The sequence below is a fragment of the Spirochaetota bacterium genome, assembly GCA_040756435.1.
Taxonomy (GTDB): Bacteria; Spirochaetota; UBA4802; order UBA4802; family UB4802; genus UBA4802.
The window spans coordinates 1-24,511 of the sequence record JBFLZD010000023.1 but is presented as its reverse complement, the minus strand read 5'-3'; the positions used below and the strand labels follow the sequence as shown (position 1 = coordinate 24,511).

The 24,511-nt window shown below is 33.2% G+C and carries 21 protein-coding genes and 1 tRNA gene; 11 read left to right on the top strand and 11 right to left on the bottom strand.

Annotated features, from left to right (window positions below; all coding sequences use genetic code 11):
* Window positions 1-23: 23 nt before the first annotated feature.
* Entirely contained in the window at window positions 24-767 is a 744-nt protein-coding gene (locus AB1444_08155) for a TIGR00730 family Rossman fold protein (protein MEW6526621.1), read from the bottom strand.
* Window positions 767-1,354, bottom strand: a complete 588-nt coding sequence (locus AB1444_08150) for an ATP-binding protein (protein MEW6526620.1) — start codon at window positions 1,352-1,354, stop codon at window positions 767-769. The genes AB1444_08155 and AB1444_08150 overlap by 1 nt, the downstream gene beginning before the upstream one ends.
* Window positions 1,355-1,802: 448 nt before the next feature.
* Here AB1444_08150 and nagZ point away from each other — a divergent pair, with 448 nt between their 5' ends.
* The gene (gene nagZ / locus AB1444_08145) at window positions 1,803-3,410 is read left to right on the top strand and encodes a beta-N-acetylhexosaminidase (protein MEW6526619.1); all 1,608 of its coding nucleotides are present in this window, start codon (window positions 1,803-1,805) and stop codon (window positions 3,408-3,410) included.
* The gene (gene hemW, locus AB1444_08140; protein ID MEW6526618.1) at window positions 3,407-4,549 is read left to right on the top strand and encodes a radical SAM family heme chaperone HemW; all 1,143 of its coding nucleotides are present in this window, start codon (window positions 3,407-3,409) and stop codon (window positions 4,547-4,549) included. Before nagZ ends, hemW begins: the two co-directional genes overlap by 4 nt.
* On the opposite strand, the gene AB1444_08135 is transcribed toward hemW, so the two are convergent.
* The 4 genes from AB1444_08135 to AB1444_08120 all read right to left on the bottom strand — a co-directional run bounded on the left by AB1444_08135 (window position 4,546) and on the right by AB1444_08120 (window position 8,534).
* The gene (locus tag AB1444_08135) at window positions 4,546-5,397 is read right to left on the bottom strand and encodes a hypothetical protein (GenBank protein MEW6526617.1); all 852 of its coding nucleotides are present in this window, start codon (window positions 5,395-5,397) and stop codon (window positions 4,546-4,548) included. The two genes, hemW and AB1444_08135, sit on opposite strands and share 4 nt — an antisense overlap.
* Before the next feature lie 88 nt (window positions 5,398-5,485).
* A complete protein-coding gene (locus AB1444_08130; GenBank protein MEW6526616.1) occupies window positions 5,486-6,253 on the bottom strand; it encodes a lysophospholipid acyltransferase family protein in 768 nt (255 codons plus the stop codon).
* 553 nt (window positions 6,254-6,806) lie between these two features.
* Window positions 6,807-7,760, bottom strand: a complete 954-nt coding sequence (locus AB1444_08125; GenBank protein ID MEW6526615.1) for an electron transfer flavoprotein subunit alpha/FixB family protein — start codon at window positions 7,758-7,760, stop codon at window positions 6,807-6,809.
* A 6-nt stretch (window positions 7,761-7,766) separates the two neighbouring features.
* Window positions 7,767-8,534, bottom strand: coding sequence for an electron transfer flavoprotein subunit beta/FixA family protein (locus tag AB1444_08120; GenBank protein ID MEW6526614.1), 768 nt, complete (start codon window positions 8,532-8,534; stop codon window positions 7,767-7,769).
* A gap of 257 nt (window positions 8,535-8,791) precedes the next feature.
* On the opposite strand from AB1444_08120, the gene AB1444_08115 reads away from it, so the two are divergent.
* The 4 genes from AB1444_08115 to AB1444_08100 are packed head-to-tail and all read left to right on the top strand — an operon-like array spanning window position 8,792 to window position 12,536.
* Window positions 8,792-9,511 (top strand): histidine phosphatase family protein, encoded by a 720-nt coding sequence (locus AB1444_08115; protein MEW6526613.1) that lies wholly within the window; start codon window positions 8,792-8,794, stop codon window positions 9,509-9,511.
* 24 nt (window positions 9,512-9,535) lie between these two features.
* Window positions 9,536-10,744, top strand: a complete 1,209-nt coding sequence (locus AB1444_08110; protein ID MEW6526612.1) for an acyl-CoA dehydrogenase family protein — start codon at window positions 9,536-9,538, stop codon at window positions 10,742-10,744.
* Complete coding sequence (locus AB1444_08105) at window positions 10,722-11,447, top strand: TetR/AcrR family transcriptional regulator (GenBank protein ID MEW6526611.1); 726 nt, start codon at window positions 10,722-10,724, stop codon at window positions 11,445-11,447. The genes AB1444_08110 and AB1444_08105 overlap by 23 nt, the downstream gene beginning before the upstream one ends.
* Before the next feature lie 18 nt (window positions 11,448-11,465).
* Window positions 11,466-12,536, top strand: a complete 1,071-nt coding sequence (locus tag AB1444_08100; GenBank protein MEW6526610.1) for a phosphotransferase family protein — start codon at window positions 11,466-11,468, stop codon at window positions 12,534-12,536.
* On the opposite strand, the gene AB1444_08095 is transcribed toward AB1444_08100, so the two are convergent.
* Complete coding sequence (locus AB1444_08095; protein MEW6526609.1) at window positions 12,533-13,282, bottom strand: ParA family protein; 750 nt, start codon at window positions 13,280-13,282, stop codon at window positions 12,533-12,535. The genes AB1444_08100 and AB1444_08095 overlap by 4 nt on opposite strands.
* Before the next feature lie 133 nt (window positions 13,283-13,415).
* Between AB1444_08095 and AB1444_08090 the strand changes: the two genes are divergently transcribed.
* Together AB1444_08090 and AB1444_08085 are read left to right on the top strand one after the other, a co-directional pair.
* Window positions 13,416-14,717 carry an MFS transporter gene (locus AB1444_08090; protein ID MEW6526608.1) on the top strand — a complete coding sequence of 434 codons (1,302 nt, stop codon included), beginning with the start codon at window positions 13,416-13,418 and terminating at the stop codon, window positions 14,715-14,717.
* 220 nt (window positions 14,718-14,937) lie between these two features.
* Window positions 14,938-15,138 (top strand): cold-shock protein, encoded by a 201-nt coding sequence (locus tag AB1444_08085; GenBank protein MEW6526607.1) that lies wholly within the window; start codon window positions 14,938-14,940, stop codon window positions 15,136-15,138.
* Between the two features lie 55 nt (window positions 15,139-15,193).
* Here AB1444_08085 and AB1444_08080 read toward each other — a convergent pair whose 3' ends face one another.
* Entirely contained in the window at window positions 15,194-15,853 is a 660-nt protein-coding gene (locus tag AB1444_08080; GenBank protein ID MEW6526606.1) for a TetR/AcrR family transcriptional regulator, read from the bottom strand.
* A gap of 305 nt (window positions 15,854-16,158) precedes the next feature.
* On the opposite strand from AB1444_08080, the gene AB1444_08075 reads away from it, so the two are divergent.
* A complete protein-coding gene (locus AB1444_08075; GenBank protein ID MEW6526605.1) occupies window positions 16,159-17,229 on the top strand; it encodes a DUF819 family protein in 1,071 nt (356 codons plus the stop codon).
* 44 nt (window positions 17,230-17,273) lie between these two features.
* Window positions 17,274-18,707, top strand: coding sequence for an aspartate aminotransferase family protein (locus AB1444_08070; GenBank protein ID MEW6526604.1), 1,434 nt, complete (start codon window positions 17,274-17,276; stop codon window positions 18,705-18,707).
* Window positions 18,708-18,719: 12 nt separating this feature from the next.
* Here AB1444_08070 and rsmG read toward each other — a convergent pair whose 3' ends face one another.
* The 3 genes from rsmG to AB1444_08055 form a co-directional block, all read right to left on the bottom strand.
* Window positions 18,720-20,162: a 16S rRNA (guanine(527)-N(7))-methyltransferase RsmG gene (gene rsmG, locus AB1444_08065; GenBank protein MEW6526603.1), complete on the bottom strand. Its 1,443-nt coding sequence runs from the start codon at window positions 20,160-20,162 to the stop codon at window positions 18,720-18,722.
* Window positions 20,163-20,172: 10 nt separating this feature from the next.
* Window positions 20,173-21,114 carry a M23 family metallopeptidase gene (locus AB1444_08060; GenBank protein MEW6526602.1) on the bottom strand — a complete coding sequence of 314 codons (942 nt, stop codon included), beginning with the start codon at window positions 21,112-21,114 and terminating at the stop codon, window positions 20,173-20,175.
* 198 nt (window positions 21,115-21,312) lie between these two features.
* A tRNA-Thr gene (locus AB1444_08055) sits at window positions 21,313-21,385 on the bottom strand.
* A 250-nt stretch (window positions 21,386-21,635) separates the two neighbouring features.
* On the opposite strand from AB1444_08055, the gene AB1444_08050 reads away from it, so the two are divergent.
* On the top strand, window positions 21,636-24,299 hold the full coding sequence (locus tag AB1444_08050; GenBank protein MEW6526601.1) for a methyl-accepting chemotaxis protein: 2,664 nt from the start codon (window positions 21,636-21,638) through the stop codon (window positions 24,297-24,299).
* Window positions 24,300-24,511 lie beyond the last annotated feature (212 nt).

Genomic DNA, 24,511 nt, shown 5'->3' with positions numbered 1-24,511 from the left:
ATAGGAGTGAATATAAATCTTCTTTATCGATTTTCAATGGTATGGTTTACTCTTTCAATAAGCTCTTTCAATTTTGGTTTTAAATATTCAAAACCATCTTCCGGGGTATTACAATAATGAATCAGTTCAAGATCATGTTTATCAATATATCCATAATCTACCAGCAGCTGAAAATTGATAAATTTATCCCAGAAGCTTTTATCGTAAAGAATAATTGGTATGTCATGTTTTTGGAGTTTGTTTGTTTGGACCAAAGTTAATGTTTCAAATAACTCATCCATGGTTCCAAATCCACCAGGAAATACAACAATAGCCTTGGCATGATATAAAAACCATAACTTGCGCATAAAAAAATAATGGAATTCAAAATTCAATTCTGGCGAAATGTACGGGTTTGGCATTTGTTCAAAGGGGAGTGATATATTCAATCCAATTGAATATGCTCCAGCTTCTTTGGCACCTTTGTTGGCAGCTTCCATGATGCCAGGGCCGCCTCCTGTACATATCACAAAACCATCATGCATAGCTTCTAATTCTTTTCCGTATTGAGCCAGTAAGAATGCTAATCTGGTTGCATCGTGATAATACTTGCCCGTTACGGGATCATCGGGTTTTGTCCGTGCGGATCCAAAAAAAACTACAGTATGCTTAATATTATAATGTCTGAACCGTTTTTCAGGTTCAATGTATTCACACATTATCCGTATAATGCGTGCATCTCTGGAATTAAGAAAATCTAGATTTTTATAGGCTTTCTCAGGACGCATTAATATCTCCTCTTCCTGTGCATTGACAGTATAGTACCATCGGTAACCGGTGACACAGTATCAGAAACAATTTTTTCCTTATCTATCAGATCAATATTAATTGAATCCATAAATGCACACATAATTTTTAAACCTGCACCAATACCTTTTAATGAAATTTGTCGTCCATTAACCCTGATATGCAATCCAGATTCTTTTTCACTGGAATACCGCGTTATCTGTTCAAAATAATCTAACGATGCTTTATCTGGTGTTTTTCTTAATGATTCATTAAAATCAAATCCTTTACCGTGGTCAATAATCACTGCTTCAAATTCATCTTTTGACACTATATACATGACCGTTATTTCACGCATATCAGGGTCATATGCAATATTAAGATTATTTTCTTTTCTTATAGTTTCCTGAATTGCGTTGGTTAAAGCTTCATCCATTGAAAGTATAATTTCTTCTATTTCTTCTTTAGGGTAGTGCATTTCTTTAAGATCGGTTAAAAGCTTTTCTATTACCAGCGGAACAGTCTGGCTGGTTGCGTTATAGCTATCTATATACTTTTTAACATCATTGTTGTTATTACTGTAGCTCATATTCACCACTATAAAAATAGCACACTTTAACTTTATTGCAAGTATTAAATATTAAATCAATGGATCATGCATCGCACTTGCTTATAACATAAGAAAACTTTTATGCAATTAATCAATTGAACCAATTTTTAATTTTTCAAAATGTCAACCAAATTTATTAAAACAATACTTTACTATATACGTCGGTTATTCTATGTTTTTTCTAATTATATTTTATTTTTATGTTGAATTATATTTATTATATATATTTCATGTATATCAGCTTTTTAAAGATTATCATACACATTAGCATTTTACAAACTTCATTGTTTAATATATTTTATCCATGATATATATTTTCATTCTTATTGAGTGCAAGCAAATCAATAGTATAGTAGTATATAATTCAGAAAGGAAGCAGCTTTTTCAAGGTGCCCATTATAGATAGTTATTTTTATAAGGATAAAGAATGATTATGAAAATTTTTTGCACATTGCTTGTATTAATTATTTCGTTTATGGGATGCATAGGGGGAAAATGTTATTTTGAAGCAAAACAGATAGTAGATGATTTAAATATAGAATTATTGCTGGGCCAGATGCTCATTATAGCAGTCCCATCTAATAAAATAGATGAAAAAACTATTGCTATAATAAAAAAATATAAGCCGGGTGGCGTAATACTATTTGGATATAATTTGAACAATGGTTCCTGTAAATCACTATCACATGATCTTCAGAAACTTGCTATGGAATCAATAGGAATTCCTTTATTTATATCAATTGACCAGGAGGGTGGAAGGGTTAAAAGAATTCAAAAAGATGTAACACAATTCCCGGGTAATTTTGCTCTGGGTGTTGTCAATGATCCATCAAAAACATATACCATGGCACAAATTTTGGGAATACAATTACGGCTATCTGGAATTAATATGAATTATGCTCCGGTTGTTGATGTCAATAACAATCCAAATAATCCTGTAATCAACATCAGATCCTTTGGATGCGATCCAGCTTTATGTGCGTCACTGGGTGAGGCATATATTAAAGGTTTGCAAAAATCAAGATGCATTGCAGTTGCCAAACATTTTCCCGGACATGGAGACACTTATCAGGATTCACATTTGACATTACCAGTAATTTACAAATCATTGCATCAACTTGAACACGTTGAATTTATACCATTTAAGCAAGCGATTGATGCAGGAGTTGAATGTATTATGACAGCCCATATTGCTTTCCCCCGGATGCAAATTAATATCCCTGCAACGATGTCTTCATATTTTCTGCATGACATATTACGGGAATCACTAAAATTTAATGGGTTAATAATTACTGATGATCTTGAAATGAAAGGTATTTCTGGAATACAATCATATGGTAATGCAGCGGTAAATAGCATCAAAGCTGGTGCAGATATTTTACTGATAAGTTCATATGAAAATCACGTACAGGAGATTATTGATTCATTAAAAAAAGCTTTGGATAAAGGTGATATTTCAGAAGAATTAATAAAGTCAAAGGCAACAAAGATTCTTGAATTGAAACTCAGGTACAACATAATGCAAATTAAAGAAGGAAAACTTTCACTACAGATTTATGAACCTGCTCCTGATGATCTAAAACTTTTACAAAAAGCAGATGCTCTTAATGCAGAACTATCGCGCAATTCTATTGTGTTTTATTCAAAAAATACAATACATGATTTTGTAATTGATAATTACAATACATTTGCTGAAGTTACTTCAAAAAATGACAACCTCATTAATGTTCTAAAAAAAGAAAATATATTAATAAATGCACCACTGAGTACTATGAGCAATACAATACTCTTGATAGATGCTTCATCATACTCAACAACTGAATTATACTACCTGCTAAAAACAATGAAACATTATAGCAAAGTTTTGCTGCTTATAACTGGCAATCCCTACCCATACATCAAACACTTCAGCAACTATCCCATGCTCATGTCATTTTCTGATACCGATGAATCATTACATCAACTGGCATTGTGTCTTAAAGGTGTATTTGAACCAAAAATTTCTCATCCCTGTTTACCTGTTAATACACAATGAAGTTAGGTATTTACATCCATATCCCGTTTTGCAACAAAGAAAAATGCGATTATTGTGATTTCTATTCAATTCCAGTAAAGAAAAATACAAGCTGGGATACGCTGATTGATAAATATATAAAAACGTTGTGTGCGGAAATAATTTATTATTCACCCGAATTGCAAGACCATGTGGTTGATACTATTTACATTGGTGGTGGCACCCCATCTCTTCTTGAAAGCCATCATTGTGAAACTATTTTAAACACCATAAAAAATTATTATGCGATAGTTCCTGATATTGAAATCACTCTTGAATGTAATCCTGATAATTATTCATTGCAATATATTAAAGAATTACGATCGGTTGGAATAAACCGTTTAGTACTGGGAGTTCAGACTCTTGACAAAAAAGCACACGAATATATTGGCAGGAAACCAAAACCTGCTGGAAGGGAGATAATAGAAGAATTTTGCAGTATCCCTGATATTATTGCATGTATTGACATTATCGTTGGTATTCCTGTACAAACTGTTACGAGCTACGTTGATTCACTGAACACAATCATACATTGTCAACCCAAACACATTTCTGCATATATATTAACCTTTGAAAAAAATACTGCTTTAAGCTCACGAGTTCCACACTCTGAAAAGTTTTCAAACTTTCAGCGTACAATGTTTGAAAAAACAATAACAATTCTTACCACCTCAGGATATCGTCATTATGAAATTTCAAATTTTGCACTACCACAGTTTGAATCACGCCATAATTGCAAATATTGGAATTTTGAGGAATATATTGGTTTTGGTGCTGGTGCACATTCTTTTTACAAGAACAGGCGCTATTATAACAGCAATCTTAACGATTATCTGAATAATCCCCTAGACAGCCGAATAGAAGATATCCGCACAATAAAGGATGTTGCTATAGAATATCTTATGAATAAATTACGACTGATAGAAGGCTTTTTTCTCAATGAATTTTACATAAAAACTAATTATATTCCATCATCAGGTTTAAAAGAAGCTATTGAATTATTAATTGAAAAAAAATTATTACAGCGTACTATTGTTGATGGGAATGTAAAATTGCAGTGTACTTTTGAAGGAATGTTTATGTTAGATTCGGTTCTATTTGAACTGATGAATAGTATTTAATCTTTAACTACAAAATATTTACTGTAAATGGTGTTTATCCTTGCATAATAATCTGCAAGACGTTCATTTTTAATCAACGTAAAGTAATATGCAAGTAATTGAGAGCCACGTACAACATAATTATTTAAATCACGCCCTCGTAATCCCTTAATAATTTCAACATTTCCTTTTTCAATATATGCAAGTCCCAGGGCAATATAACGTTGCAAATTGGATATATCTCTTTTCAGCTCCTCATCATTATTTGCCACTAACTGTGAAACTTTAATTTCATCCAGACCGCCTGATAATAAAAAATATTTTTTTATATCCTTCATAGAAGTAGCAATAGTGGCTCTGTTAACAGCATCTTTAAATAATGCAGAAAATTTTTCAAAGGCAACCAGTTTTTCCTGATCTGATTCAGGCTCTGTTCCAAACATTTTTTTGTAAAGATTAAATGCAATCTTTTCTACTTCCTGACAATCAGGATCTGCATTTATTACAGCTTTTAATTTATGATAATTCTTTGGGTTTCTGTCCAATATTTTGATATAAAGATTAACACCATTCAGTGCTTCAAGATATATAGGCAAGTTACCGGATGAAAAATCCCTGTCAGTATATTTTTTCATTCCTTCAATAATCATGGAAGATTGTGCAGTAATAAGAAGCGCATCCATATCAGGCTGAAAATCCCTGGATGATCGCTTACGTGTACTATCTGCAGTTTCTTTATCAGGTTTGAAATCTTCTATATGTTCATCTGCTTTTCTTGTTTTTTGAACATCATTTTGTTTTTTTTCTTCTATTTCATCATCCAATTTAAACAGATCATCATCAAAAGAAAACTCATCTATCTCTGACATTGTGGCAAACCTCATTCAAAATTAGTAACTCAATTATATCTGTTTACAAAGATACCTGGTCTATATCATTTTTTCAAGCTCTTTTATATTAATTATTTTTAACGTCATCATATCCGTACATTTCTATTCTCAATTTTCGTAATTCACTATTCATATAATTCCATGTATACTGTGCCAGTTGTTCAACAGTCATATCCTTAAATGTTTCCGGTGTTATCTCATCAAGTACCCTTAAGGTAATTTTATGTTTGCCATGATAATCAATACTATACTTTGGCAATGCAAAGCGTGTCCCTTCAATAATAACAGGCATGATAGGAACATTCATTTTCTTGGCCAGAATAAATGCACCCATTTTAAACTCTTTAAGATGACCATCATGTGAACGTGTACCTTCAGGGAATATGAACACAGGGCTTCCTTCTTTCAAATGCATTTCACAATCCTGTAACATTTGTACACTGCTTTCCTTAACGCCTCTGAATAACCTTACATACCTGTTTAAGAACATGTTCCAGCCAATTACTGGTACTTTAAATATTTCTGCCTTTGAAACCCATTTAAAATGTTTATACAGCCTGAAGGCTACCAATATATCCAGCTGCGATTGATGGTTTGACACAAATACATAGGGGACATTATTTTGTATTTTATTCCTCCCTTCCACTGTTATTTTCCACGGAGGCATCACATAGGTATATAATGAGCCCCAGAAACATGTGAGTAAATGTAATAACCGTAATCTTTTATCAAATGGGTAGGTGAAAATTCTTAGCAATATTGCTATAATAAAAAGTATCAATGATGTAAGTGCTACAAATGTAAAAAAAAGCGCTGTAATTAATTTACCTTTCATACCAGTTAAACTCCGTTGCGAATAGAATCTATAATTTTATCTGAATTTTGTTTTACAGGGTAATATTGACTGCTATTTATAGCAAATTATGGTAAAATCAAAATATACTTCTTATCTTAGTAAAAATCAACAAATTATTTTATTTTTATAGAATTTATGTATTATTGTACCGGGGGTGTCCCAAAAGAAAACTCATTACAATTACTTTGCACCCGCGTCATTGCAAGGAACGAAGTGACGAAGAAATCCTGTCTTCTGTAGCATAGAGATTGCTTCACTTCGTTCGCAATGACACATCAGCCAATCCTGTCATTGCGAGGAACGAAGTGACGAAGCAATCCCATAATTGCAAGCGCCGCAGGCGTGGGGCAATCTCGCCTTCTGCGGCATTGAGATTTTTTCGCTTCGACAAGCTCAGTGCAAGCGCTACAATTACAATGACATTGCACTTGCTTCATTGCGTGACCTGCCGTTTCTTTTGAGACGGCCCCGGGGTACAATATATTCATTATGAAATTTTTTAAGGAATTATTACTGGAAAAGTATTATCATTTCATGTATTATTTTGTACAAAATCAATGAATTGAGGAATAAATTCAAATATATCAGCCACAACTCCATAATGCGAAACATTAAAAATAGGCGCATAGGGATCTTTATTTATTGCTATTATTGTTTTTGCTCCTTTAATACCAGCCACATGCTGCGAAGAACCTGAAATTGCACAGGCTATATATACTTTGGGTGCAATGCTTTTCCCAGTTATACCAATTTGCTTGCTATATGGTAGCCAGCCATAATCACAAACAATACGAGATCCTGCTACAGCACTATGTGGAAATACTTTTGCAAATTCAAATATCAAATTTAAATTTTCCCGTGAACCAATTCCTTTGCCTGCACCTACAATTACATCAGCTTCATCCAGCGATGTATCCTTACTATCCTTTGTAATAAAATTACAATATGCATGTTTATCTTTTTCAGGGACGTGTATTATCATTATTTCTTTTGTTTGTACATCAGTAATAGTATATGGCTCAAAACTGCCCGGGAGTACTGTTACTATAATTGGAGTTTCATTTATAACAATATGTTGATCTAACTTACCAGCATGGCTGCCACGTGTTACAGTAATATATTCAGAAACATCTAACGAGTGTATTTGCGTAACACACTGTGCATTAATTTCTACTGACAGTGCTGGTATATAGTCTATTGAAAATGGAGTATGCAACCCAATAATATAAGAAGCATTAATCTCCCGTATAACTGTGGAAATATACTTAACAAGGTTAAGTGCTCTGTATTGCTCAATGTCTAAATCTAATACACAGGTTTTAAACTCATTTGAACAGTAACTATCGCCACTAATATTTCCAAATGGAATCAATATATAGATTGGCATATTATTTTTATTAGCAATTTCTTTTGCAGCCGATAGCATTTCTAAGGTTGAAGGATTTACTGTACGGTTTTTAACATCAGCAATAACTAAAATACTCATAGTTCCTCACAAAACTGCATTTTTATGGAGAATAGCGTATAGCTCAGTAACTTTTTTTAACATGCTTCCTTCAATAAACGTGCATTGTGTTGTTTTTTGTGGCATGGTAAAATGACATTTTGTTTGGGCAAAAGGTATAGCTAAATCTGGTTTTATAATGGCAATTTCCTGTTTGCGTGCTCGCAGTACATTTGAGAGGGAAGGGTAGCGTGGTTTTTGTGTACTTGATTGTACAGAAATGACACACGGGATGGGTACATCATATATCAGTGATTCCTGTGCATCCAGCTCACGGGTTACAGTTATGGTATTTTGTATAAGCGATAGTTCTGTTACACCAGTAGCATAATTATATCCTAACATTGTCGCTATCAGCTGTCCTGTTTGCTGATTCATTGCATCTTCAGACATTACGCCTGTGAATATAATGTCATAGGTATGTTGTGCAAATTGTGTTATTGTTTGTGCAATCACGTATGGAGTATTTAACCCATCATCCTGGGTTTGTATGTGAAACGCTTCATCAGCTCCCATTTCCAGCGAACGTCGTAAAGCTTTTTGTACTCTTCCTGGTCCAACAGAAATAGTATGTATATACGCTGTCAAATCACGATCTTTTAACTGTAATGCTTCTTCAAGCGCATATTCATCATACCTATTAATTACGTATACTGTTTTTTCATCATATTCAGGCATTCCATTGTTTAAACAAAGTGAAGCATTAGTATCGGGAACCTGTTTTATACACACAAGGATTTTTAATTTAGTTAGCATGCATTGTTACCTGATATTAAATCTTGCTATTACATTGTATAGTTATTTTAATATTTTAAATTAAATCCATTGTAATGGTATAGATAAAAAAATCAAGAAAATAACGAACGTTCGTTATATTTTTCTTGACTTTTTTTGCGCCTTATTTATAGTGCATACTATATCGTAATTGAAATTAATAAATTTACAAACAATAAACAGCTCATTCCAACTTTCGCATGTTGCAAATGAGTAATGTTTATAAGCAGGATTAAAGTATGAGTGAAATATTGGTTATCCGTCATGGCCAGGGTTCTTTTGGGCAGGGTGATTATGATAACCTTTCAGAAAAAGGGTATAATCAATCACAGATTCTGGCTGAATATCTATACAACTATCGCTATAAAAATAAAAAAATTGATGCACTCTATTGTGGCACATTAAAACGACAACAACAGACTGCCCAAACCATAATCAATTATTTTAAATTAAAAGGCGTTCAATTACCTGAACCTAACATTGATAGCCGATTAAATGAATATGATTCAATAACAATAATTAAAACAATTTTTCCCGTTTTACTTGATGACGAACCTTCCCTTGAAGAGGAGATCAAGCAGATATATACAGATAAAAAAGCTTTTCAGCGTGTATTTGAAAAAGTTATGCGTTACTGGGTAAAATCACAGAAAAATTATGAAGGGATTGAATCATTTCCTGAAGTCAAACAACGGGTAAGGTCAGCTATCACCCAAATTATACAGGAAAATGGGAGGGGGAAGAATATTATTGTTGTTTCATCAGGTGGAATTATTGGTACTATTGTCCAGATGGTTCTTGGTTTTGACGATGAAACAGCAATGCGCCTAACATGGCAGATAGTTAACACATCATTGACCCATCTAAGATATAACGAAAAAGAACTCATTTTAGCTTCGTTTAATTTTTTCCCACATATTGAGTTAGCTAATGATCCATCGCTTAAGACGTATAGATGATGAAATATTTTATAGGAGGGTATTATGGATTTTGAAATCAGTGATAAGATGAAAGCTATTCTGGAACTTATTGATGAATTTGTGGAAAAAGAACTCATCCCCTTAGAACAGGAATTTGCTCGCAATGATATAAAGGCAATGCTACCAGTTCTTGAAGAAAAGCGAAAAATGGTAAAAAAGATGGAGTTATGGGCACCACAGGTTCCCAAAGAATATGGTGGGATGGGGCTTGATTTAGTGGAACACGGCCTTGTTTCTGAGTCATTGGGAAGGACTCCATTAGGCCACTATGTATTTGGCTGTCAGGCACCTGATGCAGGCAATATAGAGATACTGATAAAATATGCAAATGATGAGCAGCGTGAAAAGTATCTATTGCCACTTGTTAGGGGTGAAATTCGTAGCTGCTTTTCCATGACCGAGGTTGACCTGCCTGGCTCTAACCCAGTATTACTGGATACAACCGCAGTTAAAGATGGTGATTACTATGTAATTAACGGGCATAAATGGTATTCCACTGCCGCAGATGGCTCAAAATTTTCAATTGTTATGGCTGTCACCAATCCAGAAGCACCAACATATCTGCGCGCAAGCATGATTATTGTACCTACAAATACTCCCGGCTTCAATCTGGTACGCAATATTTCGGTTATGGGTCATGAAGGAAGTGATTATTTTAGCCATGGTGAAATATTATTACAAAACTGTCGTGTACCAGTAACAAATTTACTGGGTCCTGAAGGTCAGGGTTTTGTGATAGCTCAGGAACGTTTGGGTCCTGGCCGAATTCATCATTGCATGCGCTGGCTTGGAATCTGCAAACGCGCATTTGATTTAATGTGTGCACGTGCCAACAAGCGTATTATTTCGCCTGATGGTAAAACACTGGCAACCCGTCAGATTATTCAGGAATGGGTTGCCGAATGTGCTGCTGAAATTCAGGCAGCACGCCTCATGACCTTACAAGCAGCATGGAAGATAGAACACTTAGGTCAGAAAGAAGCACGCATTGATGTGTCACTTATCAAATTCTATGTGGCAAATGTTATGCAGAAGGTGATAGACAGAGCACTGCAGGTGCATGGTGGACTGGGGATGACTGATGATACTATATTGGCCTTCTTCTACAGACATGAACGCGCTGCTCGTATTTATGATGGTGCTGACGAAGTACATAAGACGGTTGTTGCTAAAAGGATTTTATCTAGTTATGAAGGCAGAGAAGTCAGATAACATTCATATTGTTGACCTGGAAAACTTTAACAGTTTTAAAAAAAGTATAAAGTTTATCCTTGATGATATTGTTAGTAAGTTATATGATGATCACAGGCAGCTTATCAGGGTTAAAAAATCACCGCAATCAATTGAAAATCTCAAACGGATCATTCATACAGCTATAGCAATAAGTAATAAAAAAGGCTATGCAGTAATGAGCATACGTGAACTGTCAGCAGTATCATCGTTAAGTATTGGTGCATTATATGCATATTTCCCTTCAAAAGATGAATTATTACATATCATTCAACAGTATGGGCGCACTTCTGTAGAGAAGGTATTATCTGAATCACTAATGCATTCATCACTTTCAAAAGATAAATTACACAATTTCATACGTGCTCATATCTTTATCAGTGAAATTATAAAAGATTGGTTTTATTTCTCATATATGGAAACACGATATTTCACAGGCTCTGAATACAATAAAACAATTGAAGGTGAACTGTTAACAGAATCTTTAATAAAAGATATTATTGAAAAAGGTATCAAGAGTAATGAATTCCGTCCAGATATACAGTCATCATTGGTCGCTTCAATAAGCAAAGCCATGCTCCAGGACTGGTATCTAAAACGGTGGAAATACACGAAAAGGGGTGTAACGCCTGATGAATATGCACATGAATGTTTTCAGATTATATACAACTATATAAAACTTTGACAACTGGAGGATTCTTTTATGGATAATTATATTGATAAACCAGCTGAAATCAGGGAAGGGGAAACGATAGACGGTAAAATTATACTGGATTATCTAATGCAGCATGTCCCTGATATTCAAGGTCCTATTGAAATAAAACAATTTCCAAGTGGATTTTCAAACCTTACGTATTTTATCAAAGCCGGCAACAGAGAAATGGTTTTACGAAGGCCCCCATTTGGCAAAAAAGCAAAAACAGCTCATGATATGCATCGTGAATACTCAATACTGAAAGCATTAAAGCCTGTATTTCCATATTGCCCCACACCTCTTGTATATTGTGATGATGAATCAATCATTGGCGCTAAATTTTATGTTATGGAACGTATTAAAGGGATTATATTACGTAAAGAATTGCCACCAGGATTATCATATACATCTGACGAATTTAGATATCTTTGTGAACAGTTACTGGATATACAGTGCCAGCTTCATTCACTGAATTATAAAGAAATTGGACTGGAAAATTTTGGCAAACCTGAAGGATATATTGAACGTCAGGTTAATGGATGGATTGCACGCTATAATGATGCTCTGACCCCTGATGCTCCACCGTACACTGAAGTCATTCAGTGGTTACAGGAAAAAATGCCCAGAACACCAACACGAGCAGCAGTGATTCACAATGATTATAAATTTGATAATGTTGTCCTTGATAGTAATAATCCTAAAAAGATAATTGGTGTTCTTGACTGGGAAATGGCAACCATAGGTGACCCGGTTATGGATTTAGGTAATTCGCTTGCATACTGGGTTGAAAAAGATGATCCAGAAGAAGTACATCTTATACGATTAATGCCAACTCATCTTGATGGAGCGCTTACACGCAAAGAACTGGTGGAACGCTATCAGCAAAAAAGTGGTATTGATATGAGCGATTTTGATTATTTTTTCTGTTTTGGTTTGTTCCGCCTTGCAGTGATAGCTCAACAGATTTATTATAGATTCTACCACGGTCAAACCAAAGACAAACGATTTGCTATGTTAATTGTTGCTGTACAGGTATTAGAACGTCAGGCAAGGAAGGTTATAGATAGCTCAAAACTTTAATTTACATCCTTTTCTAAGATTTCTTTAGTAAGATTCATGTAATCTACAGCACCATTGCTGTTAGGTTTGTATTCAAATATAGTTTTTCCCCAGCTTGGTGCTTCTTGCAGCAGAACATTTTCGCGTATAAGCGTTTCAAACAATTTACCTGGAAGTCGCTTTTTTGTTTCTTCAATTACTTCAATGTTTATTTGTTTTTTTGGATTAAACATGGTACCAATAATGCCGGTTATCTCAATATCTTTGTTAAGTCTTCGTTTTACCATTTGCACTGCCTCAAACAAATTATACATACCATGAAATGGCAAAAATTGAACCTGAAGGGGAACCAATATTTCATGAGCAAATGTCAGAGCATTCAGCGTCAGTATCCCCAATGAAGGTGGACAATCAATCAGGATAAAATCATAACTGGAGATTCCTTCCAATGCTTCTTTTAATAAAAATTCTTTGGCTGGTAACGGAATAAACTCAATATCTTTAAGTTCATTTTTTGATGGGAGAATATGCAATCCATCACGGTCAATAATTACATCTTTATAGGCAATTTCCCCTTTAAGCACATTATATACTGAATATGTTAAATTATTGGGATTATACCCAAAATGGTATGTTGACTGTGCCTGATGATCAATATCAATAACAAGAACTTTTTTCCCTAAAATCTGTAAGGCGGCGGCAATATTTACTGTGCTTGTAGTTTTGCCCACGCCTCCCTTATTGTTTGAAATAGCAATAATTCTCACTGGATTATTCCTGAAATAATGTTTATGTTACAGTTACTATCGCACACGCTAAAACATATTTTTAATAAATTTTTTCTTAATATATCTATAAAAGTATTGCATATTCACATACTATTCATTTGTGCTTCCATATATGATACATAACAATAAAATACAAGTAAAAAAATCAAAATTACGCCAAACACTCAAAGCATCTTTTCTTGACGGAATATTTGCAAGCATAATGTTTGGCTGCGTTCAGGATTACTTTACCCCATTTCTGCTTTTGATTAAAGGCACCGTAGTTCATGTTGGAATATTAAATGCGGCTCCCAATATAGCAGCTTCAATCTTGCAGGTATTTTCAAACAGATTTGTTCAGTTTTTTAAATCACGAAAAACAGTATTTTGTATTTTTGTATTTTTACAAGCAATAACGCTTTTATTGTGTGCCATACTATTTTTTATGGTATATGCGATAGAAACTGACATAGTAAGCTTTTTCCTGTCATTAGTCAAACATCACCAGATTGAAATATTCATAGCTATTGTAACACTCTACACTGTATTTGGCTCTATTGGCAATCCTGCATGGGCAAGCCTGATGAGCGATCTTATCCCTTCTCATAAGCGAGGTAAATACTTTGGATTCCGAAATAGCATATTAGGAGTTTTACTTGTTGTGGTCTCATTGTCAGTTGGAATCACATTGCGATTGTCTCCCGAAAAGTACATTATGCAAACATTTGTGGCTATTTTCCTTATTGCTTCCATCAGTCGATTTATCTCATTTTACTATCTCTTAAAAATGCACGAACCACCATTTGAAATTGAAAAGACAAGCATACTGCCAGCTAATATATTGAAAAGTATTACGAGAAACGATTTTTTTATTTTCATAGCTTTTTACTCACTAATGAATTTTGCTGTATATCTATCGGCACCATTTTTTGCGGTTCTCATGCTCCAACATCTTTCATTTTCTTATTTTGAGTATTCATTAGTTACAGTCAGTGCGCCATTTGTTATGTATATTGCCATGCACTCGTGGGGTACAATAGCTGATAAAATAGGGAATGCTAAAGTATTGACTATAACATCACCATTAATAGCGATAGTCCCTGTACTATGGGTTTTAAATTCCAATATTGTCTATTTGCTTATTGTTCAAATATTTTCCGGGCTTGTATGGTCTGGTTTCACTATTAGTTCATTTAACTATATGTTTGATGCTTCAGTAAGTTCCAAACGTGTTCGATATATCTCATATTTAAATCTGATAAATGGTATAATGATTAGCGCAGGAGCTATGTCAGGCGGTTATTTAATACAGATATTGCCCCCTATTAACGGAAGTAGTATTTATACAATATTACTTGTATCAGGTATTCTTCGATTGGGTATAACCGCTGTTTTTGGTAAACGGTTAAAAGAAATGAGATTGGTTAATATATAACAGAAGCTGTTTTGCTTATTTGAATAAAAAAATTAAATAAATTGTAATAAAATGTTGACAACATAGCGAAATATTAGTATATATGTTACAAACAGTAAGGTTGTATATTTAGGTTTTATTTTCGTAAAATTTCCTTCAGGAGTTTTAAAAATAAAAACTAATCACACATCTTACTGATAAGGCTTTTAGCCGTATTTTATTTATTTAAGGAGTTTTTCACATGCCTAAAGGTACAATCAAGTGGTTCAATGAAAAGAAAGGTTTTGGATTCATTTCCAAAGAAGACGGTAGCGATGTTTTTGTACATTATACCGGTATTATTGGTAACGGTTTCAGGACATTAAAAGAAGGACAAAAGGTTGAATTTGAGATCGAAAGCAGCGATAAAGGTCCGCGAGCTGTTTCCGTTAGAGCGATATAATACAATTGTAAAAACCACTAATAAAAAGCCGCCAATAATGGCGGCTTTTTATTATTCATATAGGGTTTTTTAAAGATTTTTCTGTGTGAAGTAGAAATTTTTCAAACAATTCGGTATGGTCAATGCCAAAGGCTTCTTTAAAATATGTTTGACGCATCATAATTATCTGTGTAATCCCAAAAACCTGCCCCCATAGTATTACCATCAGCTGTCTTGGTGTCAAAGTAGTATGAATGCTCCCTTCCTGTATGCCGTATTCTATAGCTTTCAAAATCAACTCAGTATTTTTGTCAGCAATTTTTTGACACTCATTTTTATAAAATCCTATACCGTTTGAAACTTGTGCTGGATAGTATATACAATTACGAGCTTCATATGTCATTATGAGATTAAAATAATGAGGATATTCAAGAAAGAATGTAAAAAAAGCTTTTCCCATACTGTAAAGCTTAGTATGACCTTCAATTGGGTTATCATATGCTTCCTGCAATTTTTTATTGAATAACTTAAGCCCATCTAAAACAACTGCTAAAAATAACTCTTCTTTATCCTTAAAATAATGATATAGTGTTCGTTTATTGTAACCAGCAAGTTGTGCTACTTCGTCGATAGTTGTTGTGTCATATCCTTTCTGAAAAAATATCCCCTGTGCAATTTGAATAAATCTGTTTACCTTTTGGTCTTTTTCCCACTGGATTCGTTCAGCTTTTTTCATAGACGTTATAGTTCCTGAATAAAATTATCATATAAAACAAATAATGAATATTAATAAATTAAAGTATCATATAATAAAAATAGAAATTATAACATTTTTAGCAACACACGAATGCTTTCAAGAAAATACTTATGAAATATTAAAGTCAAATAAAAAATTTTTCTTGACTTATTTCACTATAGTGTAATAAATTTCACTATAGTGAAATTTATGGAGGTTCTATGGATTCTTTACATCTAGTTCTATTAATCATCTTTTATATTCTCATTCCTGTTATAATAATATATTGCTGCTACAGGTTTCCTATGATAAATAAAATTGGACCTGTATTATTATGTTATATAGCTGGAATAACTATAGGTAATACAGGAATCCTTACGGATAATGCAAAACAAATTCAGGACATTGGATCCAATATTTCTATTGTACTGGGTATTCCTCTACTTCTTTTTACTATAAATGTAAAAACCTGGTTTAAGTTAGCTGGCAAAGCATTGCTCTCATTTACATTGGGAAGCGTAGCAGTTATTATTATTGTTTTTATTGGATACATAACATTTAAACATTCCATACCTGATGCCTGGAAGATAGCAGGGATGCTTATTGGCGTTTATACCGGCGGCACACCAAATTTAGCTGCAATTAAGGAGGCTTTACAGGTTGATTCAACCACATTTGTCATTGTTCATACATATGATACTGTTTTTTCAATGCTCTATATAATCTTTCTGGTATCAATAGCTCAAAGGATTTTTTTAAAGTTTCTTCCAGCTTTTTCAGTTGTAAATGATGAAGAAAAAAATGCAAAAACTGATGAAGACATAAAACTTTATGGAGATATTTTTACCAGGAAAATATTTCCTCAACTTATAATTGCATTCTTACTGTCATTTCTGGTTGTAGCTATCTCATTTGGAATTTCACTTGTTTTTCCTCAACAATATCAAACAATGATTGTTATTCTTGCTTTAACCACTGTTGCTATACTTTTTTCGCTCAGCCCTTATGTTCATAATCTTAAAAGGACATTCCAGTTTGGTATGTATTTAATATATATTTTCTGCACAATAGTTGGTTCAATGGTTAACGTTGACAATCTTATTCATATTAACATTTCCCTTCTAATTTATGTGTTCATTGCAATTTTTGCCAGCTTGCTTTTACATGGAATATTCTGCAAAATTTTTTCAATTGATACTGATACCTACATTATCACATCAGTAGCTGGTATATGTTCCCCACCATTTGTACCCGTAGTTGCAGATGCGCTTCACAATAAATATATTATTTTGTCAGGAATTACTACTGGAGTTATTGGGTATGCAATTGGCAATTATCTGGGAATTACGTTAGGATATTTATTAAGTACAATGTAAGTTTTCAATGCAATAATCTTAATTTTATGTTAGAGGAGGAATTAATGAATTTTAACCAACTACCTTATAAAGGATTATCATATACCAAAGTACTATCACTTATGAAACAGTATGGAGTTAATGACGCTAACTGGAAAAAAGGGAAAACATTCAGTTTAGTTTATCACCGTGATGATGTTCATACTAAATTTTTGCAAAAAGCATTTGAACTGTATTTTGACGAAAATGGTCTCAATCCAATGGCATTCAAAAGCCTTAAACAGTTTGAACACGAAGTAGTTAAAATGACAGCCAACATATTACACGCAGGAAATGACGCATGCGGAACAATGACTTCAGGTGGAACTGAAAGCTGCCTCTTAGCTGTTAAAACTTACCGTGATATGGCAAAAGCTCAACGGCCATGGATAAAGAAACCTGAAATGGTGGTTCCAGAAAGTATTCATGTTGCATTTGAAAAAGCTGCTGAATATTTTAATGTTAAAATTATTCATGCACCATTGGATAAAGATTTTAAAGTAGATGTTAAAGCAGTTGAAAAACTCATTAATCGTAATACCATACTTATTGTTGGCTCAGCACCCTGTTATCCGTATGGTGTTATTGACCCTATTGATTCATTGAGCACGATAGCAATTAAGAAAAAGCTACCTCTTCATGTGGATGCTTGTTTAGGTGGTTTCCTTTTACCGTTTGTTGAAAAGTTGGGCTATGAATTACCACCCTTTGACTTCCGTGTTGAAGGAGTAACTTCCATGTCTGCCGATGTTCATAAATATGGTTTTAGTGCAAAGGGCGCTTCAGTCATAGTGTATAGAGATATTCAGTATTTACGTCATCAATTCTTCATCTATGAAGATTGGTGTGGAGGAGTTTTTGCCTCACCAGCTTTGCTAGGTACTCGTCCGGGTGGGACAATAGCCGCAGCGTGGGCAGCAATGGTTGTACAGGGCCAAGAAGGATATATGCACAATGCAAAAATCATTATGGAAACAACAAAAAAAATTCAAAAGGGCATAGAATCCATTAAAGGAATGGAAATATTAGGTACCCCTCATATGAGTGTTTTTGCATACCGTTCGGTTGATTCTGAGGTCAATACTTTTGCAATTGGTGATATTCTAGAAAAAAAAGGATGGCATGTTGACCGATTACAGCGTCCAGATGCCCTGCATGCAATGATTACTCCAGTGCATGCAAAAGTAGCACAACAATTTGTCAATGATGTAAAAGCTGCATTTGAATATGTTAAAAAAAATCCACATTTAGCTTATGAAGGAAGCGCTGCAATGTATGGAATGATTGCACATATACCCATGCGTAAAATGATAAGAAATAATATATTAAAAATGATGGAAGGCATGTATGGTCCTACAGGACAGATTCCTGATTTGAGCATGGAAGAGGATACAAAAGAAGACCTGGCAATGAAAGCCGGCAAGTGGTATCTCAAACTACGTGATAAATTAACAAGGTAATATACTTCTTTTTTAATTCTGGATGTTCTTTTTGTGTTTATGCCATTCATACAATGCTATAGACACCACAACAGTTGCATTAAGTGATTCTACGGTATGAATTGGTATGCTCAATTTTACCGCCTTATCTATAGCAGGCAAGCCAGGACCTTCAGTTCCTGCCAGTAAAATAGCTTTTGGCGGGAATTTGTAATCGTAAATTTGGTCTCCTTCTATATCAAGGGCAAGAATAGGGCAGGGTATTGTTATGGTATCAAGCGTATGCAATGCTGGTCCTTGTTCAATAGTACAATAGAACACTGCACCTGCCGATGCCCGTACCGCCTTTGGATGAAAAGGATATACTGCATTTTCACACACAATAATATGAGTAACACCAAACGCAACAGCACTTCGTATAGCAGCACCCATGTTAACGGGGTCCTGAAAGGGAAGCATGAGCGATAGTTCCTGACAATTGAAATCCCATTGAGTAAGGGCAGGTACCTGTACAGCCATTACTGGCTGTTCTGCTTCCGTAATATCTATCTCATTAAACAGAGATTTTTTCAGGATAATAGTTCTTTCTTTACCAAAGTTTGACATGAGATGTATAAAATCAAGATCTGACTCTGTATATTCATCATAAATAATTATATATTTGCACAACTCTGGTTTTGTATATATTAATTCTTTAATTATTTTTTTTCCCGAAACAAATGTGGTATTATACTTTTTAGGATTGGCTGCAATTTTTTTAAATTCTTTGAACCGCTTATTTTCAGATGACGTTACTGCAATGCCATCTGGTGAAGTACTATCCTTAGCAATATAATACATTTTTTTTATTTCATCAGTTACTTTTTTATAAACTACAAGCCTTCTATGATATGTTGTATCAGACAACGTGTAGTGTTTATCAACTACTAAACTATAATCGTTATGCTCTTCTATTTTTTCTTCATCAACTGCAGGACCTTTCATGAATATAACAAAGTTATCCTTTAGTAAAAAATGACTGCATCGGTTCAATGTTTCTTCAATAGATTCAACAGCACGTGTAATAACACCTTTGACGTTAAAAAAAGATTTTTCAGTGACTAAGTGGGGATAAATTTCTACATTATCGAGGTGCAATTCATTTTTTACGATAGTAAGGAATTCAACTCTTTTGTGCCTGCTTTCTGCTACTATGAAAAGTTTATTTCTATGAACTATCGCCAAAGGAATTCCAGGAAAACCAGGACCAGTACCAATATCAAGAAGAGGAGATGGTATATCAATTAATGAAGTTATATATAATGAATCTACAAAATGTTTTATAATAATCTCATCTATATCTTTTATGCGCGTAAGGTCATGTGACTTATTATACTGTAACAGTAGTTTTAGAAATAGGGATAATTGTTGTACAGCCTCATGACGTAATTGAAGGGAGGATTTTTTTAAATAGTTACTAATTTTTTGTTCATACATAATGCTATAGTTACCATAGCACCTTCATGGGGTTTATCAGTTTATTATATTGCCATAGCGTAAAATGCAAATGAGGGCCCGTTGACCATCCAGTAGAACCAACTCTCCCTAAAAACTGTCCAGCCTTAACTTTTTGCCCTGGACGTACGGTAATTGAAGACAGGTGTCCATAGAGCGTTTTAAATCCTTCATCATGCTGTATTATTACTGCCTTTCCATAACCTCCCATCCACCCACTGGAAATGACAACACCACTGCGAGCAGCTCCAACTGGAGTCCCATACGGTGCAGCAATGTCAAGGCCATTATGAAATCCCCACTGCCTAAAAATAGGGTGAACTCTTCCCCCAAAAAACGACGTAAGCCTGCCACCTAACGGTGAACGGAACATCTCACGAAGTGCAAATTGTTTTGCAAGCTGTGGTGTCATCACATCAGTTATTGGCCGTGCATCCTTTATATACACTACAACAGGTTTATCCATTTTTGACACAAGAGATTTTATCTTGTAAAGAAAAAGTGATGGGGTAAGTACATTGTTTTCAGGAACATTATATACCTTGTGCAATGTATTTAGTTCATTTACATTATTTATAAAATGCAATACTCCTTTTTGAGATGGTATTACAATCTTCTGGTCAACCTTTGCAACAATACTTTCCCATAATGGGTTTGCTCCTATTAATGTATCAATATCAATATTATGCTCTTTAGCTATCTTCCAAAAATTGTCGCCTTTCTCTATATGGCCCACAGTAAAAGAAACACCCGGGATCTTTATTGATTGTATATATGCAATATATTCGTCTTCATTTGCAAAAATATCTGCTGGTTTTAGTATAGTATTTTCTGAAATTTGATGATTGATAATTTTTATTGTATAAAACAAAAAGCCAATTATTATAATAAATATAATAGTAACAACAAAAAATATAATTTTATTTTTATTCATTATATACCAGCCTATTAATAGATTATACATTGTTCTGCAAAATTTAATTATACAAAACCTTTATGATTTTTGCATGATCTTTGATTATATTATCGAAAAATAGAATTTAAAAAATTAATTGGATTTAGTCTGGCTGGATTGTTTTGCTGAGTCAAGAACTTTTTTATAACATTATTGAAATATTGGTATAAACCAATGAGCCAGCGACCAGGATCGAACTGGTGACCTGCGCATTACGAGTGCGCCGCTCTACCAACTGAGCTACGCTGGCTTTTGCTTTGATTATGTATATTTATATCCATAGATATATGTCAATTCAAAAAAAAGATGAAAATTATTTTTCATATTCTATCAAATTATATTGCCGCTTGATGTTATATTTACAAAAATATATTTAATACATTTTTATATAAAGTCTACTAAGATTAATTATTTATAAAATATTCTTGATTATTTTGGCCGATTTATAATATGTAAACAATAATTATATAAAAAAACATTTTTAAGGGGTCTGGTTTATTATGGGTTCGGTAATATTGTTTAATTCCTTTTCATTGGGTTCATTCATTCCCGCAATATTTTTTTTTACAACAGGCTTTTTTTTATATAATACAAAAGATAGATCACAAGCTACTACTGCAATATCTATAGGTTATATAATAGAAGGTATTTTCAATATTGGTTATTTCATATCGTCAAGTATATATCATCCATTAGCAGCCTATCATCGATGGATTACAGTTTCAACCATATTGGTTACGATTACTTATATGGGATATTTATATTTCTTTTTCCCTTACCCTAAGGCACAAAAAGTATCCAGGTTTTATCTTTTTTCAGGATTATCTATAGCATTTGTATGCTTTGTTATTTTTGCAATCACCACATTAAAGTCTGATATTGTTTATCTATTTAGAGGACATTATTATGATTTTGATGCTGAGGAAATCAGTGCAAAAATAGGCATCATAATAATGATTGGGATTTTATTCACCTATATATTACAATGGTGGAGATTTTTTACTAGCGATAAAGAAGATAAAAAAACTATTGCATTACTTTTTATTTTTACTGTTATAGGAACGATCGTACCTTCAATAACCAATACCTTGAGTAGACAGGGCCTTATTGATAGAGAAGTATTTCACACATCATGGACACTTTTCAATCTTTTAGGTTTTTTCCTAATTTTTATTGTATATATCAATAATTCAAAAGATAGATTTTCATTTTTAGGTAAACTTATTGGTATAATTTTAGTTACTGTACTTTGTTTATTTCAAATTATTGGTTTCATTGTCATAAAAAGTAATGAGAAAAATTTTGATGATATATATTATCGATCCGCATTATTATCTGAGCATAATAATGATACATTTAATACATATGCCTACAAAGCCTCTTATGACACTATAAAAAATTCTTGGATTACAACAGTACCCCAAGATTTTAATAAAGAAAATATTGCATTAGAACTTCAACATGCAAATATATGGATCAATTTATTTAACATAAACAATGAATCATTTAAAGATGAAGTCTTTAGAGTACTGAATAATTCACCTGAGTCTTTTGATGGATATAAAATAACACTACAGGAATATATTCAGAATAATAAAATTAAAAATAAAAATGAATTAATAGAATTTTGCAAAAAATTAGACGCAAAAGTATATTATTTACATAACAAGATATTACAATTACATGATGTTAATTATAAAACTAATCTCAAGTTATTACTATCAAAGCAAGATCCAATTTTATTGGGTTTTAAGAAAATTTTTACTGATTATTTAGAAAAAACTACATTGGAGGGGAAAGAATTAAAATTTGCATTAAGTCAGTATCTCATACCTATCCAATTTATTGGGTCAAGAGTATATCATACATCAAATGATTCATCTTTACATGTTTTTGCATACCGTTACATAAAAGATAATGTTATATATGAAGTTGGTTTTCCATATATTGAATATCGTAAGTACATGCATGAAACAGTTTTAAGGTTACTTGTGATAGTTTTCATAGTATACGTTTTTGTTCGATTTATTTTACGTCTGTTTTTTGCAGGTATACTTGTAAGACCAATTCGTACACTTACTGAAGGATTAAGAGAAGTTGATAAAGGAAATTTTAATGTTCATATCCCCGTTCAATCGGGAGATGAATTTGGATATATTACTTCGGCATTTAATAAAATGGTAGAATCCCTCCGCACTTTATTTCAATCAACCCATTCAAAGTCCGAAGAGGTAAAACGTCTTAGTTCTGATCTTAATGTTTCGGCAACCAAGTTGTATGATATTGCTCGGGAACTATCGACCATAGTTGAAGAAACATCCAGTGCATATGAAGAGATGTCATCTTCATTTGAATCAAACCTGAATGCTATTAAACAACAGGCTGACAGCATGGATGTAATCAAAAGCGATATAGAAGGAATTGATACCAGCAGCAACCAGATATCGCAAAGAATAACACGTTTATCCAATTCTATTGAACAGGCTGTAAAACAATCTGAAGATGGGGAAGTAACTATTACCAAGTCAATTAATGCAATTGAATCAATTGCTGAATATTTAAAAGAAGTGGAACAGACGATAGTCAATATTAATGAGATAGCTGATAAGATTAATTTGCTGGCTTTAAATGCTGCTATTGAAGCTGCACGTGCTGGTGAATCTGGTAAGGGATTTTCAGTTGTTGCAGATGAAGTTAACAAATTAGCTGATCAGACGGCTGATATTGTGAAAGGAATACATTCAACAATTGCTGAACAGGCTCGAATGATAACAAATGAAATTCAATATATAAGTAAAGCTACTGAAGCTATCAAAGCTATACGAAAAGGAATTACTGAAACTTTTAATGTGCTTAAAGATACAGTGGACTTTACTAATGAGTTAAATATTAAAAATAAGGATATAAAAACAAAATTGGAATCTTTTAAAGAGTTATCAGGCTCTGTATATAATTTTTCAATGGAACAGAAAGTTACTCTTGAGGAATTAACGAAAGCTGTAAATGCAATAATTGAAATAAGCCAGAAAGCTTTAGAAAGTGCAGAATTTGTTCAGGGATTTTCACGTATCCTTGATTTAAGTGCTCAAGAGTTAAGTGAAAGTATAGGCTATGCCACAAATGGTCTAAAGCAAACTGAGAATAGTGAAGATAATAAAAAGTAACTAATAATTTTTTTAGTAATAATTGCTTAAAATACTTTTTTAGTATAAAGGAAACACATTATAGTCTATAGCCCACAAAGGTGTCTGTGTTAATAAAACATTTCATGCCTAAAAAAAGTTAACAAATAAATATTGTAATTTTTTTACAGAAAATATTTTAATTTGTTGCTAAAATAATAAAAATTATTCAGTAATAAATCCTTAAAAATTTT